General features: G+C 60.0%; 10 protein-coding genes. 4 read left to right on the forward strand and 6 right to left on the reverse strand.

Annotated features, from left to right (window positions below; genetic code table 11):
- The coding region (locus BGIM_RS0114510; RefSeq protein WP_020470487.1) for a transposase at positions 1–374 on the forward strand (374 nt) is incomplete at its 5' end.
- Between the two features lie 130 nt (positions 375–504).
- Here the strand turns inward: BGIM_RS0114510 and BGIM_RS0114515 are convergent.
- Positions 505–3,951: a caspase family protein gene (locus tag BGIM_RS0114515; RefSeq protein WP_020470488.1), complete on the reverse strand. Its 3,447-nt coding sequence runs from the start codon at positions 3,949–3,951 to the stop codon at positions 505–507.
- Positions 3,952–4,530: 579 nt separating this feature from the next.
- Positions 4,531–5,145 carry an RNA polymerase sigma factor gene (locus BGIM_RS62880; protein WP_020470489.1) on the reverse strand — a complete coding sequence of 205 codons (615 nt, stop codon included), beginning with the start codon at positions 5,143–5,145 and terminating at the stop codon, positions 4,531–4,533.
- Positions 5,146–5,328: 183 nt separating this feature from the next.
- On the opposite strand from BGIM_RS62880, the gene BGIM_RS0114525 reads away from it, so the two are divergent.
- Entirely contained in the window at positions 5,329–7,545 is a 2,217-nt protein-coding gene (locus tag BGIM_RS0114525; RefSeq protein WP_029630054.1) for a bifunctional serine/threonine-protein kinase/formylglycine-generating enzyme family protein, read from the forward strand.
- A 27-nt stretch (positions 7,546–7,572) separates the two neighbouring features.
- On the opposite strand, the gene BGIM_RS0114530 is transcribed toward BGIM_RS0114525, so the two are convergent.
- Both BGIM_RS0114530 and BGIM_RS50375 read right to left on the reverse strand, forming a co-directional pair.
- Positions 7,573–9,888 carry a spermidine synthase gene (locus tag BGIM_RS0114530; RefSeq protein ID WP_020470490.1) on the reverse strand — a complete coding sequence of 772 codons (2,316 nt, stop codon included), beginning with the start codon at positions 9,886–9,888 and terminating at the stop codon, positions 7,573–7,575.
- Positions 9,889–10,258: 370 nt separating this feature from the next.
- A complete protein-coding gene (locus BGIM_RS50375; protein WP_238537630.1) occupies positions 10,259–10,462 on the reverse strand; it encodes a DUF5522 domain-containing protein in 204 nt (67 codons plus the stop codon).
- Between the two features lie 79 nt (positions 10,463–10,541).
- Between BGIM_RS50375 and malQ the strand changes: the two genes are divergently transcribed.
- On the forward strand, positions 10,542–12,044 hold the full coding sequence (gene malQ, locus BGIM_RS0114540; RefSeq protein ID WP_020470492.1) for a 4-alpha-glucanotransferase: 1,503 nt from the start codon (positions 10,542–10,544) through the stop codon (positions 12,042–12,044).
- 27 nt (positions 12,045–12,071) lie between these two features.
- Positions 12,072–13,886, forward strand: a complete 1,815-nt coding sequence (locus BGIM_RS0114545) for an ArnT family glycosyltransferase (RefSeq protein WP_020470493.1) — start codon at positions 12,072–12,074, stop codon at positions 13,884–13,886.
- Positions 13,887–14,422: 536 nt separating this feature from the next.
- Here the strand turns inward: BGIM_RS0114545 and BGIM_RS0114560 are convergent.
- Positions 14,423–14,938 (reverse strand): hypothetical protein, encoded by a 516-nt coding sequence (locus BGIM_RS0114560; RefSeq protein ID WP_020470496.1) that lies wholly within the window; start codon positions 14,936–14,938, stop codon positions 14,423–14,425.
- Between the two features lie 30 nt (positions 14,939–14,968).
- A complete protein-coding gene (locus BGIM_RS0114565; RefSeq protein WP_020470497.1) occupies positions 14,969–15,853 on the reverse strand; it encodes a hypothetical protein in 885 nt (294 codons plus the stop codon).
- Between the last annotated feature and the right edge of the window lie 69 nt (positions 15,854–15,922).

Genomic DNA, 15,922 nt, shown 5'->3' on the forward strand with positions numbered 1-15,922 from the left:
AAGGGGAACGCGCCCGGCTGGAAGAAGCCCTGCGGATCAACCAACCGCTGGCGACGGCGTATTACATGAAAGAAGAGTTTCGCCACTTCTGGGAGCAGGGGAGCCCGAAAGACGCCGCCCGGTTTCTGGACGACTGGTGTCGGCGGGCCGAGGCGTCCAAGCTGTCGGTGTTGCAGAAGATGGCGAGTTCTTTCCAGATGCACCGGACCGGCCTGCTGAACTACCATCGCTGTCCGATTTCGACCGGCCCCCTCGAAGGGGTGAACAACAAAATCAAGACCCTGCAACGACAGGCCTATGGCTACCGTGACCAAGAATTCTTCCACCTTCGCATTTACTCAATCCATCGAGCCAAGTACGAACTTCTCGGATGAGCCCTTTTTTCTTTCCTTTGCTTGCTGCTTCCGATCTGTTTGTCTTCTTTGTGAAACTTTGTGTGATCTTTGAGTCTTTGTGGTTAGTGTCTTTCCTTCTCTTTGCTTTTCTGCCTCTTTCCTTCTCCTTTTACTTCTTGTCCCCTTGGGCAATCACAAATCGTGGCAGGTCCAGCGGGAATGACCTTGGTTGTTGCCGGGTGGGGACGGTGTTGATTTCCACCAGCATGCTGCGGATGCGGGCGCCGAGGTAGTCGTACAGTTCTTGCGGGTCGAGGCGGTTGTCTTTGGTCTTGCCGGTGTCGGCCAAGTCGAAGTTTTTCGTCAGGGCTTCGATCACGGCCGCCGTGAAGAGGCCGTGGCCGAACTTGTCGTGTTCCAGCGAGCTTTCCTGCTGGTCGCAGGCGGCGATGATCGCCGGGCCCTGGCCGTCGGGGATCAGGTGCCGGATCACGCTGTCAGTGGCTGTCTGGCCGGAGTGGCAGGCGTCCAGTAGCAACAGTTTGCGGGCGGGGCACTCGGCGAGGGCGAGAATCAATTCCTCGTCCGTGATGCCGGTTTCCAGCGGTTTGTTCACATCGAAGCCGCGGCAGCAAAAAATGAACATCTTCGGCGGCTTGCGGCGGTTTTTTCCCGTTGCGTCCGGCCGGTCGATCCAGTGGCCGTGCCCGGCGAAGAAGATTACGGCCACGTCGTCGCTGGTGGTCCGTGTTTTCAATTGGGCGAGCTGGCTCAGGATTTCCTTCCGCGTGGCCTCCATTTCGGATAGCACGATGACGCCCTGCTTGCCGTAATACCGCCCTTCCCCGGCTTGGATGAGCCAGGACTCCCGCAGTTGATTGGCGTCGTCCTTGGCGTAAAGAAGATCGCCGAATTCTTCCCCGCGCGCGCCGGCCGCCAGGCGGGTGCCTTTGTAGTCGTTGATGCCCGTCAGCAGGCCCGCGATGTTCGGCCGGTTTGGTTTGCGGTCGTTCATCACCGTGGTTCGCTCGATGGCCCGGCCCCCGGCTTCGTTCACGGAGACGACGGTGATTTGATTTTCCCCGCTTCGGAAATCGGCGGCCGGAATTTCAATCTCGGTCGTGTAAACTCGCTTGTCCTGCGGCCAGTCCAGCGTTTTCACGCGATGATCGTTCACCCACAGTTCCACGTTTTGCGGCATCAGATCCGGGTTGCTGGAGAACATCTCGATGGAGACGGTCGCCTTGATCCCTTCGTGAGTTACCTTTTCGTCGGAGAGTTTCAGGCTGATCGGCATCGGCTGCCGGTCGCCGATGGCGGGAGGCATCGGGTTTTCGCCGTATTCATCGACGAGCATCTTCGCCACGTCGCGTTGCTGCATCAACTTGAGGACCGCCCGCGGTTGGTGCAACGTCTGCCGGAATAGGTTAGCCTCGTAATACCGGGGTCGGCCGCCGACGATGCTGAACGGGTCGTTTAGTTGGAAGCCGACCAGCCAGTCTCCGCTCGGGGAGGTGACATATTTGGAACCCCGCCATGTCCACGCGACCCATTCAGTCCAGTTGTTGTTGGCATCATAGGCCGGGAAGAACCGCCAGAGAGGTCGGTGCCGCACGGTGGAAAGCCCTTGCCGGATTTGCTTCTCGCCCGGTCGTTGCCAGGCGAGCGTATGCTCGATTCCCGGCGTCGGGTTGTTCAAAGCCTTGATCGTTTCCTCCGGAGAATTGATCAATTGATCCGGGTTGAGCTTCATTGAAAGATGGCGGCCAAGGCGATCCAACAGGAATGTCGGCCGGTTGTTGGCGAAACGCACGGCCATTTTGATCGTGTCGTTTTCCCGCAATCCCATTTCCCACGCCGGGCCGCCGAGATCGATTTTGCTCACGATGAGTTCACCGCCTCGGACAATCAACTCGGCCCCGAACCGGCCAGAGGGCCACGGTTTCAGACTCCAACCGGAGACGGTCTGGTCCCGACCGCCGGTCACGGCCCATGTGCCGTCCTGACTGATGGCGATGGACCGCACTTCCCCGGCGTGCCCGGTGGCCAACAACACTCGCTTGGCCTTGGTCTCGCTGAGTTCAAACACGCTGAAGCCGTACAAATGCCCGATGGCGACTCGCACCGGCTGCCCGGCTTTCTCCGGGAAGAAGCAGTAACATTGCGGCGATTGGTCGCGGTCCGGGTCGAGGGCCAGTTCCAGTTCCTTCTGCTCGTTTCCGATTGTTCGGACGGCGAGCCAGATGAAGCGGGACTTCTTGGAGGGGACAATTTTCCAACCGCCGGCCTCCGTGATGATTTCGTTGAGAGGCGTCGCCGTGGCCGGTTTGCCGAGGTTCATGTCGAACGTGTGCCACGATCCTTTGCCGAGGGTGTTGATATCTGTCGTTTCGTTGTTCCGCTGGGATTGCCACGCGAAGGATGTGCCGCTTTTGGTGATTCGCACTCCCCACACGCTGCGGCCGTGGCCCAAGATGCCGCGCTGCCGTTCTGGCTTCTTAATGTCCGCCAGATCCCACACGCCGAGTTCATGATTGTCCCCCCCGGCGACGATCAACCGGCCATCGCCCGGATGGAAAGTCATCACCTCGGCATCAACCGTGTGTGGCAGCGTGGCCGCCACCTTGCCAGGGCCGCCGAAAGCATCGGCGAGAATCTGAACCCCGAGATCGCGGGGCACCAAGAACTCCCCTGGCTTCGGATTGACGGCCACCGCCAAAGCGAGGCGATGATGCGCCGGGTCCGCCGCCGCCGAGCGGTAAAACCGCCCTTCCCCGGCGTCGAGATGGAGCATCGACTTCCCTTCCATCGAACAGACGACGGCATATCGTTGCACCATCAGCCCGACGACCCATTGGCCATCGGCCGTGATCTCGGCCCGCGCCAGCCGGGTGTCCCGTGTGGCGGGTACGTCCGCCGGCAAAGCGGCTTTCGCGTTATAGACGATACTCGCCGAAGGTGTGGCCGATTCCGGGTTGTCGATGAGCATCACGTCCCCGCTCTCGGCGACGGCGGTGAGTTTTGTCTTGCCTGTGAAGCGCAGGGCCAGCACGCGGTTGAACTCGCGGCCGGGAATGGATGGAAACTTTGTCAACAGGGTGGCCGGTCCCTGCAAATCCCACCACCAGATATTTCCCTCGGAATCACCGAACACAGCCGCTTTTTCCGAGGGCGTGAACGCAGAGGAGAAAATGGCCGTTCGTGGCATTTCCGGCAACGACCCGGCGACGTTGTTGGTTCCCGCGACTTCGCCGTCTTTGTCCAACAGCATCACGAGGCCGATTTTCATGCCGAACCCGCCGACCAGAATCCGGCCGTCGGAGGCAAGGGAAAGCGTCTTGATGCCGCCGCGCTGTTCGCGCCAGCCGGGCCACCGGTAGGTCTTGGTGCGGTCGGTCAGTCCCTGTTCGCCGATCTGCCACGCCCGGATCACCTTGTCGTCCCCGGCGGCGAACAGCCATTTGTGGGAGGCATCAAACACCAGCACATCGCAAATGCCGGTGCGGCCCCCGGCGTTGACCATCATTTCCGGCTCATCCCGACTGCGCCGGTCTTGGGACGTGATCGGCGTGACGGTGTTCAACAGGGCGAGAAGCGTGGGGAGAAGCAGGGACATGAGATACCCCGGACAAAAATCAGAGCAAGTTCCCAATTAACGTGGCGGCCAAATCGCCTTGCTTTTCCGGTCCAACGGACCGGTTAACATAGCCCAGCCCGTCAGGGCTGGGTGAACGACCCGCCAACGACCCCGGTCTGAAGGACCGGTTATCTTTGGGTTTTCAGACTTCGCGGCCCTGACGGGCCTTGAACCAATAATCGGTCCTTCAGACGAATGGCGCTTAGTTAAGGGTGTGGGCTGAAATTGTCTTCAAACTGGGTAATCTGGGAGGGTGTTTTTAGGGCCAAATTGCTTCTCAAATTACCCAATGTGAACCAGTTTTTCATGTCTCACCCTTAACTAAGCGCCATTCGTCCTTCAGACCGAGGTTTTCTGATGGCTTGTTCACCCAGCCCTGACAGGCTGGGCTATGTTAATCGGTCCGTTGGACCGACAAAATCAACCGCCTCGACCACGATGCCAATTTGAAATCTGCTGTGGCAAGCCGATGCCAACCGATTTGAAAAGCGTGGTGAACCGGTGCCAGACACAGACGGCTCATTCTGAAATGCGTTTGCCGACGCCATCCCGGACATTCTACTCGAAGGATTCCAGAGTCTCTTGCTCCGAAACGATCACCGACCGGACCCGTTCCAGCACCCGGCGGATCTTGCGGTCGTAGGTTCCGAGGGCGGTGGCGATTTCCTCGGTGCTTTGTCCCTGGAGCCGCATGGCGAGAATTTCACGATCCTCGGGGTCCAGTTTGTTCAGGAAATGATCCAGTTGATCGACAAATGTCAGAACGGTGACGGGGCTAGGTTCCCGGCTCATCACATCGAGAATCTGGTCCCGCGTCGCCGGGGTGGGGGTGGCCTCCATCGAGGGAGTTCGCCGCCCGGCCCGGTGGTAGGCCACTTGCCGAAGCGTTTTGTGCAGGGTGATACGCACGAGGAGCTTGGAGAGATCATCGCCGTCGTTGATCTCAAACTGATCCTTTTTCAGCCGGTCAAAAAAGGTGCGGAAGACCGATTGAACCACGTCTTCCGCGTCGAACCGGCTTTTCATCCGTTCGCCGATCCGCTGGCGGGCGACGCCGAGCAACCGACCGACGTAACGGTCGAACAACAACCGCGAGGCGGCGTTGTCGCCCGTGCGGCAGCGTTCCACCAGTTGTTCGTCCGTCTCGATTTCGTCCGATTCGTCGGCGGGCACGCGAGACCCTCCACGACACGCGAATGATTGGGTTATCTTAAAGTGGTTCGCCGGGAAACGTCTATGATTTGTTTGCGGTTTTCGGCAAAGGGGCCGGTTTCGCGTCGCGCGGGCGGGTTCGCGCCCCTCGAAATCGGAAACCCGTAAAATGCCACACAAGCCATCGCCCGGAAGCAGAACCTCATGCAACCATCCCGCACGCTCGGCCGACTCACCGATGAGGAATGGCGCGAATTGAACGAGCGGGCCGATCGGTTCGCGGCCACCGTTCCCGATCATCCCGACACCGATTGGGAGGAGTTGCTCGCCGGCCTCTCGCCGGGGTTGCGATATGCCGTCATCATCGAATTCATCAAGATCGACATTCAGGAAGGCTGGAACCGGGGACGCAAGCCCGTCCTCACGGATTACCTGTTCCGTTTCCGGGAATTCGACGATCCCAGGCGAATTCCCGCCCACCTGATTGCCGAGGAAATCCGCATCCGGCGGGCGCATGGCGATGATTTCGATCTTGAGGAATACCTGCAAAAATACCCCGATCACGCCTCCGAGGTCCGGCAATCGTTGCCTTCGGCTTCGACGCCGCCTGCCTCCGGGACGCTTGTCCAAACATCGTTTCCCGTCATTTCGGCCGCCAACATGAGCCTGCCGAAAATCCTCGGCAGTGCCACGGAACTGACGGCCTCCGGCAACTACATGATGGCCGAGGAACTCGGGCGGGGGCAGTTCGGCAAGGTCTACAAAGCGGTGGCCCCCGGCGGGGTGGATGTGGCGATCAAGGTCATTCCTCGCGCGACCGACGGCAACGAGGCCCGCAAGGAGCGCGGGGCCTTGGAACTGGTGAAAAACCTGCGGCATCCGCATTTGCTGCCCGTGCTGGCCTATTGGGAAAAGGACAACAACCTTTACATCGTGATGGAACTCGCCGACGGCACCCTCGGCGACCGGCTGAAATCGGCCACCCCCGGCAAGAAGACGCCGATGGCCAAGCCCATCTTGGTGAAGTTCATCACGGAGTCAGCCGAGGCCCTTGACTTTTTGCACTCGAAAAAGCTCCTGCACCGGGACATCAAGCCCGCCAACATCCTGCTGGTGAACGACTTTGCCAAACTCGGAGACTTCGGCCTCGCCCGGCAGCAAAATCTGGTGGCGGCCACCGCCGGGACTTTTGCCGGAACCCCCGCGTACATGGCCCCGGAATCATGGGCCGGACGCTTCTGTCCGGCCAGCGACCAGTACAGCCTCGCCCTCACCTATGCCGAATTGCGGTTAGGCAAGCGACTGGTGGACGGGGAAGATTTTCTGGCCGTGATGACACAACACCTCGAACAAATCCCGGAGATCCCCGACCTGCCGCCGCGAGAACAAGCGGCCCTGAAACGCGCCCTCGCCAAGAAGCCGGAGGAACGCTTTCCCACTTGCGTCGATTTTGCAAAAGCCTTGGAGGATGTGGCCGATGTCGTGGTTTCCCCGCATCCGAAACCGCGGCCGGTGCTGATGGGATTGGCGGTCGCGGCCGTGATCGTCGCCGGGTATTTCAGTTGGCCTTTGATCAACGGCAAAACGCCGGAAACTTCCTCGTCATCCGGCCAAAGCGCCCCCACCACACCGGCGACCATCCCGGAGGAGAAAGACCCGGTGGTCCCCGTCATCGAGAAGAAAAACCCGAAAGTCGAACCGATGTGGATTATCCCGACCAATTTCACAGCCGTCGGGATGGACAAGGCGCGCATCGGCGACAAAGAGTATCCGAAAATCATCCAACACGAATTTGAGGACGGGGACGCCGTGCAGTTCCTGCTGATCCAGCCACCGCCGGGAAGCAAAGCCGGCAAGCCATTTTACGTCATGGAACACAAGGCAAGCAATGCCCTGGCGGCCCAATTCAAAAAGGCCCGGCCGGCAGAGATGACGAACACGCAATGGGCGGCCGTGAGCAATCCCGGCCCCGCGATGAATCTGCGGATCACCGAGGCGATGGCGCTCGCCAAATGGCTCGGCGGCCGACTCCCGACGCCGGAAGAATGGGATACTTTCGCGGGGTTTTACGAGCCCAACCGCCCCAACGAGATTTCGGAGAAGGGCAAGCCAGCCATCGGTCTGGCCAACCCCCGCTCGGTCTTCGGCAACGAGGCCGACCGCAATGCCTTGGGAGTCTGTGACATCGCCGGGAACGGCCGGGAATTCACCAACGGCGTCTTGATGCCGAATGGTTCAAACAGGCCGATTGGCGAGAAGGAAGAAGAGAAGGCCCTCGTGATCCTTCGCGGCCGGATGCACACCTTGGCGACCCCCCTCACGATGAAGATTCTGGAAGACGAACAGAAAACCCCGCAAACGCTCTACTTCGGCAAAGCAAGCCCCTTCACGACCTTCCGGGTGATCGTGGATTTGCCTTGAATTGCGAGAACTCTTCTCTTTTGCCTTTCAATCCTCGCTTCCTCGTCTCAGCACATCCATTAAATTTGTCCGGCGATCCGTCCATGCTCGCGCCTTGGTGACCGGAGCGGGGGTCCAGCCACTGATCGGCTTTTGCAACGGGCCGAAATCCGCGTCCGTGCGGGCGACGATCACCCAGACCGAGGCGAATTTGCCATCTTCCTTGTCGCGATCTTTCAAGCCCGAATCATCATCCAGCCGCACCACCATCGGCGGGGAGAGTGTTGCCCCGATCTTGGCGACCATTGGCGGCAGATCCAGATAGCGATTGGACAGGTGCATCAAAATTATCCCGTTGGGGGCGAGCTTCCGCTCGTATAGCTCGAAGGCCTCCATCGTTAGCAGGTGCAGCGGAATCGAATCCGAAGAGAAGGCATCCAGCACTAGCAGGTCGAACGAACCGTCCGGTTCGTCCATGAGTTTCAACCGGGCATCCCCCAGGACCACATCTTGTTTGGCCGCCTTGGAGTTTTTCAGATAGGTGAAATACCGCTCGTCGCGGGCCAGCTTTTCCACCGCCGGGTCGAGTTCAAAGAAGGTCCATGTTTCGTTGGCTCGCGCATAACTCGCCAAGGCTCCGGTGCCGAGGCCGACGGCCCCGATGCGTCGCGGTCTCTTCCAACCGGAGACAAGTTGCCGGAACACGCTTCCGACCGGGCCGTTCGGGTGGTAATACGTCAACGGCTGGTGTCGGTCGTCCCAGCGGTCTTCCAAAAGGGCCACCGTCGTCGCCTCATGCATCGGGCTTGGGGACGCGACAGGCAACAGATAACTGGCGATCCACTTGGGCCGGGCGGCGTTTCGTTGCTGGCCGTGGACGGTGTTGCCGTGAACCATCTTGGTGAATTCGCCATCGGTCGAGGTCGTGATTTTTACCACGCCGAGGAAGTTCCGTTCGATCAACATGGCCTTCCCCTGCGCCCCGTCGTGGAAGGCCCCCGCCAGCATCACGGCGCCGATGCCCAACGCAAACCGCACCGGCCGGTCCACGAAGAAATAACAGATGATGAGGGGCAATCCAAACAACGCCCCGGTTTTCAACATTTCGCCGGGGATGCCGGTGCTTTCTCCGAAAGATTGAAACTGGCTGGTGACCGCCGCCGTCTGGCCGAGCAGGACAGCGCCCGCGACGATCACGCCGAGAATCAGCGGCGCCAACAGGTCGTTCCAACGCCATTGGAGATGCTTCCACTCCGCCGGCCGGACCAGACAGGCGGCGACGATCATCAGGGGATATTCCGCAACCCCGAGCCGGTGGAACAGCACCGGGGCCACCAAGGCGTTGAACGCCCCGCCGAGAACCCCGCCGAGGGACATCAGCAAATAGTACCGGGTGAGATCATCGGCCGCCGGACGCTCCAGCGACAGCCGGGCATGGCAGAGCATCGCCATTGAAAAGAAGCCGCCGAGATGAATGGCCAGCACGAGGCCAAGCGGTTCGGTCGCCCCGGCGAGGAGGGCCAGCGACAGCGTGATCGTCCCCAACACCGCCAGTCGGCCGAAGAACTTCATCGGCAGCCGGATCGGGGCGAACGCGATGATGAACGTGAGCAGATACAAGGCCAGCGGAACCACCCACAAGAGCGGAATCGGGGCCACGTCCGTCGTGATCGAATTGGTGACTCCCGAAAGAAGGCTGGACGGGATAAACGCCAGCGCCACCCAACGCCACGCCGGTCCCCCCGTTTGCGGGGTTTCGGTGGCCGGCGTCGGGTTCGGCTCCACGGGGGGGCCGCTTCGCACCATCGACACGCACAAGCCCGCGAGGATGACGAAGCCCAGATAGCCCCATCGCCACAGATCGGCCTGTTCCGGCAAATCGAACTGCGGCTCGATCAACAACGGGTACGCCAGCAACAGGGCAAGGCTTCCCGCATTGCTGGCCACGGAAAGGAAATACGGATCACGCCCGCGCCGGACGGCATACCACTTCTGAAGCAACGGGCTGGTGGTGGCAAGGGCGAAGAACGGCAACCCCACCGAGATCACCAGCGCGCCAAGCAGCCACAACGCCGGGCTTTCATCCGGGGGATCCCCCCCGCGCAGGACGGTGGGCAGCGTGAAAAACACCCCGGCGAGCAACAGAAAATGGACAACGGCATGACGCCGCACCCCGAGCCATTTTGGCATCACATGGCCGTAGAGGTAGCCGAGCAGCAACATCCCCTGAAAGAAGACGAGGCAGGTGTTCCAAACGGCCGGCGACCCGCCGAGCTTGGGGAGCAGCAACCGCCCGACCATCGGCTGGATGCCAAACAGCAACCAAGCCGCCACAAACAGGGTGATGACATAAATTCCGGCCACGGAATCTCCGGGTGGAGGATGCGGAAAGGTTCGCCCCAAAGAGGTTATACCTTACGCGGCGAAGAATGCGGCCGAAATGAATGGGCGGATTGCCGGAGTTGGTTGTTATCTTTTGACCGGGTAAATGACTCACCCTGGTGCGTGGTGGTTTTTTCAAGGTTGGTTTTGGTATTGGCGAGCCGAGCTCCGTAAGGAGCCGGGTGGCTTCCGGCAGGGAAGGTGCCCGAGCCACGGGTTTGAGTCCGGCTGAGTAAAGGGGAGGCGGTTCGACCACCGGAAGCCACCCGGCAGCTTACGCTGCTCGGCTCGCCAATACCAAAACCAACCTTGAAAAACCCCAAGCCTCAACAAATCGCAGCTTCAAAAAGCGTCAGCATTGATCCTTGGGATTTGCCAGTTTTTCGTTCCCCGAGATGTGCGGCGGCTCGTAGGGACAGTGGCGGCAGCCGTTGCCGCAGCAGTGGCCTCGACGGGCGTGGTAAAAGGCGGTGAAGACCCACCGGCCGTTCTCGATATAGTAATCCCGACCTTCGACCGGAAGCGGAACCGGCCGGCCATCGCCCGGCATTGCCATCCCCGGACCTCCCTTTCGCCACGAAGCAACACTCATCCTACGTCTTGCGGCGCCGCGGCCGCCATCGAACGAGGCTGGAATGTCCGAACGGTTTACCCGCAGCTCCGGTGTGTTGCTCCATGTCACCAGTCTGCCCGGCCCGTATGGCATCGGCGATCTTGGCCCGGAAGCGTATGCGTGGGTCGAACAACTGGTCCAGGCCCGGCAGACATGGTGGCAGATGCTCCCCCTTGGGCCGACAGGGGCCGGCAATTCGCCGTACCAGTCGTTTTGCTCCTTCGCCGGCAACCCGAACCTCGTCAGCCCGGAGATGTTGCTGCGGGAAGGATTGCTCCATCCGGACAACGTGACGGGCTTCGATTTCCCGGCCGACCGTGTTGATTATGGGGCCGTTGCCCCCTTTAAGAAAGCGGTTCTCCGGCGGGCTTGGGAAAACTTCCGGGACGGGCACGCCACCCATCTGCGGGATGCCTACGACACCTTCCGCTTCGAGAAGCGGGAATGGTTGGATGATTATGCCCTGTTCACGGCCATCAAGGAAGCCCGCATGGGCGAGGCATGGCAGAACTGGCCGACTGAATTCATGCGGCGCGATCAAACCAGCGCCGTGCTGGAGTTCGCCCGGCAGGAAATGGCCGACGAAATCCAATCGCATCAGTTCACGCAGTTTCTGTTCTTCCGGCAATGGGCGGCTTTGCGGCGGTTCGCCAATTCCAAGGGCGTCCGGCTGATCGGGGACATCCCGATTTTCGTCTCCCCCGATTCGTCGGACGTGTGGGGGAATCCGAAACTCTTCCAACTCGACGGCGCCCTGCGGCCCAAAGTGGTGGCCGGGGTGCCGCCGGATTATTTCAGCCCGACCGGCCAGCTTTGGGGCAACCCGGTTTATGACTGGGACGCCCACCGGGAGACCGGGTTTGCGTGGTGGGTGGCCCGGTTGCGTTGCACGCTGGAATTGGTGGACGTGATCCGCCTCGACCACTTCCGGGGATTCGCCGCCGGCTGGCAGGTGCGGGCGGGCGAAACCACGGCCATGCACGGCGAATGGTCGCCGGGGCCGGGGGCCGATTTGTTCACGAAACTCCGGGCCGAACTCGGCGATTTGCCGCTGATTGCCGAGGATTTGGGCGAAATCACGCCGGATGTGTACGCCCTGCGGGACAATTTCAAGTTGCCGGGCATGAAGGTGCTGCAATTCGCCTTCGACGACCCGCGAAACGCCTTCCTGCCGCACAACTACAACACCTCCTGCGTGGCCTACACCGGCACGCACGACAACGACACGACCAAGGGTTGGTTCTCCACACTGCCGGAATATCAAAACATCCTGCTGAACCGCTATGTGAAAACCTCCGAGGATACGGTGGCCGGGGATCTCGTCACGATGGCGTGGGGAAGTGTCGCGGAAATTGCCATCACCCCGTTACAAGACTTGCTGAATCTTGGCTCGGAAGCTCGAATGAACATCCCCGGCATCGCCACCGGCAATTGGGAATGGCGCGTCCGAAACGGGGCATTCACCGGGGAGATGATCGCCAGCCTGCGGGCGAAGACCGAACTGTATCACCGGGCGGCGAATTAATTCGACAGTCGGAGTTTGAAAACCGGAATGGAATCCAACATCAACGAAACGCCGGTGTTGTCACCGTGCCACCGTGCCACCGTGTCACCGTGCCATTTCCCGGATGAACCCCGTCATCTTCTGGCCAAAGACTATCTCGCGCTCATCGCCGTTTGTCTCCTATGGGGCGGGGTGTCGCTGGTCGATGGCCGGACGCTCACATCGCATGAAACCACGCATTGCCAGAATGTCCGTGAGATGTTCGAGGACCGACAATTCCTTATTCCCACTTACGGCCGACGCCCGTGGCTGGAGCGGCCGTCCGTTCCGCATTTGATGACGGGCATTCCCGCCAGCATTGTCGCCGATTGCCGGACGCCGTGGGCCATGCGGGTCGGTTCGATCCTCGCCGGGATGGCGGCCGTGCTGGTGTTTGCGTGGGCGATGGCCGGGGCGATGGGCCGGACGGCCGGGTTACTCTCGGGCATTATTCTTGCCACCATGCGGGAGTTTGCCGCTTATTCCATCGGTCCGGAGGCGGACATCTTTCTGGCGAGCGTCGTCACCATCGCGGGAAGTCTGTTCATTCGCGGAGAATTCGGGCCGGACGGGGCGAAACCGGAACGGGCGACGTTCTTCGGCCGCCGCCCGTGGGTGATTTTGCTGATGTACGCGGTGATCGGTTTTACCAACGCCATGAAGGGGCCGTTGTTCGGCACCGCCTTCCTCGGGCTGGCAATGGCCGCGTATTGCTTCCTCGGCCGACATTGGGGCGCCTTGGGGCGATATGTCACCTTCTGGGGCTGGCTGGCCTACTTCGCGGTCGGGTGTTTTTGGCCCGTTCTGTCGGCATCGTTCTACCCGGATGTGCCCGAGGTTTGGAAAAGCGATTATGTCAAACGCTGGGACAGCAATTATGTTGGCGAAAAACCTTGGTATTACCTGATTCATGTGCCGTGGAATCTCTTCCCGTGGACGGTGCCCGCGCTGGTCGGCTTGGGGGTGACAGCCCGCCGGGTTTTCCGGGAGCGGGATCGCGTCTGGCAGTTCATCTGGGCGTGGGCGTTGGTCCCCCCGGTGGTGTTCAGCCTGTTTCAAGGGAAGCATCATCACTACATGCTGAATTGCATCGCCCCGTGGGCGCCGATCTCGCTGGCCGGGGCAATTGCCTTGTGGAAATGGATTTGCCGTCTGCCCGCGTGGCGGCAAAGTCTGTGGTTCAATGTGTTGGTGTTCGGCGTGCCGGGCGCCGTGGTGATTTTGGTGTTTGCCGCCAAGATTCCCGGCCCGCCGTGGCTGGCTTGGGTGGTGGCGGGCGGATGGATGGCCTTGGTCGCGGGGATCACCCACTTCGTCACCCGACCCAATGGCCGCACGGCCTTCATCGGCCTGCTGGCTCTCATGGCCGGAGTGAATCTGGCGGCGTATCTGCAACGGACGTTTTATTTCGATGTGTATGAGGACGATTTAATATTCTTGCGTGAATTGCCATCGCTCGTTCCGGCTGACAAGCCGCTATATGTCCTCAACGAATCCCATGTGTTAAACGCCTCCTGGCTGCTCTATTATGAGCCGCACCCGACGACGTTATTGCACAACGCCTCTTATCTGGCCAGCGACAATATCACCGATCCGGCCGTGTATGTGTTGGCCCGTCGATTTGAGGAACCCAAGCTCATCCCCTTCGGCCAAGTCCGGGCGCTGCTCTCCAGCTCACATACCCGCGCCGAGTCATCCCCGATGGACCGTTACACTCTTTTTGAAATCACTTTCAAGCCAGACCTGAAACGCCACCCGCTGCCCCCGATGAGCGCGCTTCAAGCCTTGGGCCGGGATGTGGGGCCGGAATTGCCGAAGCCTTGAAGAATAAACAATCTTGGCCACGGATCGAACACGGATTCGACAAAATCAAAACATGCTGAGAACATGATTAGAAAGACGGATGATAACCAGCCGATTAGATCAGCCTGATGTTAATCTGTCTTTCATTTGATTTGATTTTTGTCCACGTCCGAGTTCAATCTGTGGCCAAGATTGGTTTTTTCTTCGCAAGTTTTTTCGGAAAACGCGTCTCTCATGTAATATTCAGATCCCGCCGTCAGAATAAAGAGACGACAGGTTGATTTGCCCAAGGCAGGTAGTAGTCGTGTTAGAGAAATTTGTAATCGTAGGAATAGTTTCATTCGTGATCGTTGGAATGGCCTTTGTGGCCGCCACACTTCACCACCAAATTCGGATGAAACGACATCTGAGCCGCCTCAAGAAAATTCCGCTGGAAAAGTGGAATGACTGAGGCCGGACACCGCGCCCGAAGATGATCTGTGAACAATTTGAGGCTCGTGTGATCCGACCGGATCACACGGGCCTCTTGCGTTTGGCAAACGTTGATTTCTAAAAAATCACATCGGCGGGGTGAACGGCTTCACCGTGACCGGCGGCAATTCGGACGGCTCGACCACTTTCGGCGCCGACACCTTCGGAACCTCAATGCCATCTGCCGCTTCGCTGGCCCCGGTTTTGACAGCCGGGGGAGGAACCACCACGACGGGCACATCCACATCCATCGGCTTGAGCTGGGACATGGCCTTCGGTTCCGGCACGGCCCCCTTCGGGTCGGCCTTGGGTTCCGGCATCGGCATCGGTGGCATCGGGTCAGCCTTGGGTTCCGGAGCCTTGGGCTCCGGGTTCGGGGTGGTGTCCACCTTGTTGGTGTCGGTCCGTTTAAAGCTCTCGCCGGATTTGCCCGGCGTGCTGCCGGGCGCGTCCACCTTGAACGGCGCGGGTGGCGTGCCCAAGTCGCTGGCGTCCATCGCCATCAGGACCGTCGCCCCGACCAGCGAGAGGAAGGAGATCGCCAACAGCCCCGTATAGGCGTCGTTTCGCGGCTTCGGACCGCTGTCTTTTGTTTTTGCCATGATGAAGTCTCCGGTTCCTCGGACTCTGGATTACTGAGAAACGCTGGAAAAGCTGGTGATCACCGAATCATCGACTTGGATGGCCAGGGTTCGCTTCGCGGGGACGAACTTGCCAACGGCGATCTTGGGTTCCGTGCCGGTGATGGTGAGATCGCCGACATAAGTGTCCCCCCGGAAGACGGTCAGCACGTTTCCGGATGTCACTCCGGAATCGCTGCCGACGTTGATCTGGGCGAGGAACGTTCCCTCCCGGCCCACGGCCGTGACGCGGCCGCGAACCCCCGGCGGGGCGGCCTTCGGCGGCGGGTTCAACACGGAGTTTGAATTGGACGATCCGCCGACCAGCACCGTGTTGCCTTGCTCCACATCCCGCAGTTTCACGGTCAGTTCTTCAAGCTGCCGAAGCAGGTTGGTGTTTTTGCTTTGAAGGGCCTTGGCCATCAAATCCGCGTTGACGTATTTGACTCGCTGATCGTCCACTTCCTGCTGGACCTTCACCAAGGCAACCCGCTGCGCCTGTTTCTCATCAATGAGTCTCTGGCGTTCCTCGCGGACCTGGGCCATTTCAGCCTGAATCTTCTGGGAATCAACAAGATATGTGGATGCCAGTTTTTCTTGTTCCTGGGCCTTCTTCAGATTGGCCTCCGAATCGGCTTGGGAGGACGACAGCCTGTCTTTGAGGGAGGCCACTTCGACCACTAAGCTGGAGGACGAGGAGTCTTTTTGCTTCAAGTCGTTGTCGTGCGACATCTTCTCGGCCTTGTACGACAGTTCCGCAGCCTCGGCCCGGCGTTCCATCTTGTCGTACTTGGTTTTCCAGTCGGTTCGCTTGTCGAACACCATGATGATCAGGAATCCTGTCACCACGCTGAACAGGAGGTTCATGAATACCAGGATTTTGCCGAACGCGGTCATTGGTTCATTCCCCCCGAATGTCTGTCCGTGATGAAACTACCCGTTCCAAGTCAACGAACGCGGATCCCC

The sequence above is a fragment of the Zavarzinella formosa DSM 19928 genome (genome assembly GCF_000255705.1).
Classification (GTDB): domain Bacteria; phylum Planctomycetota; class Planctomycetia; order Gemmatales; family Gemmataceae; genus Zavarzinella; species Zavarzinella formosa.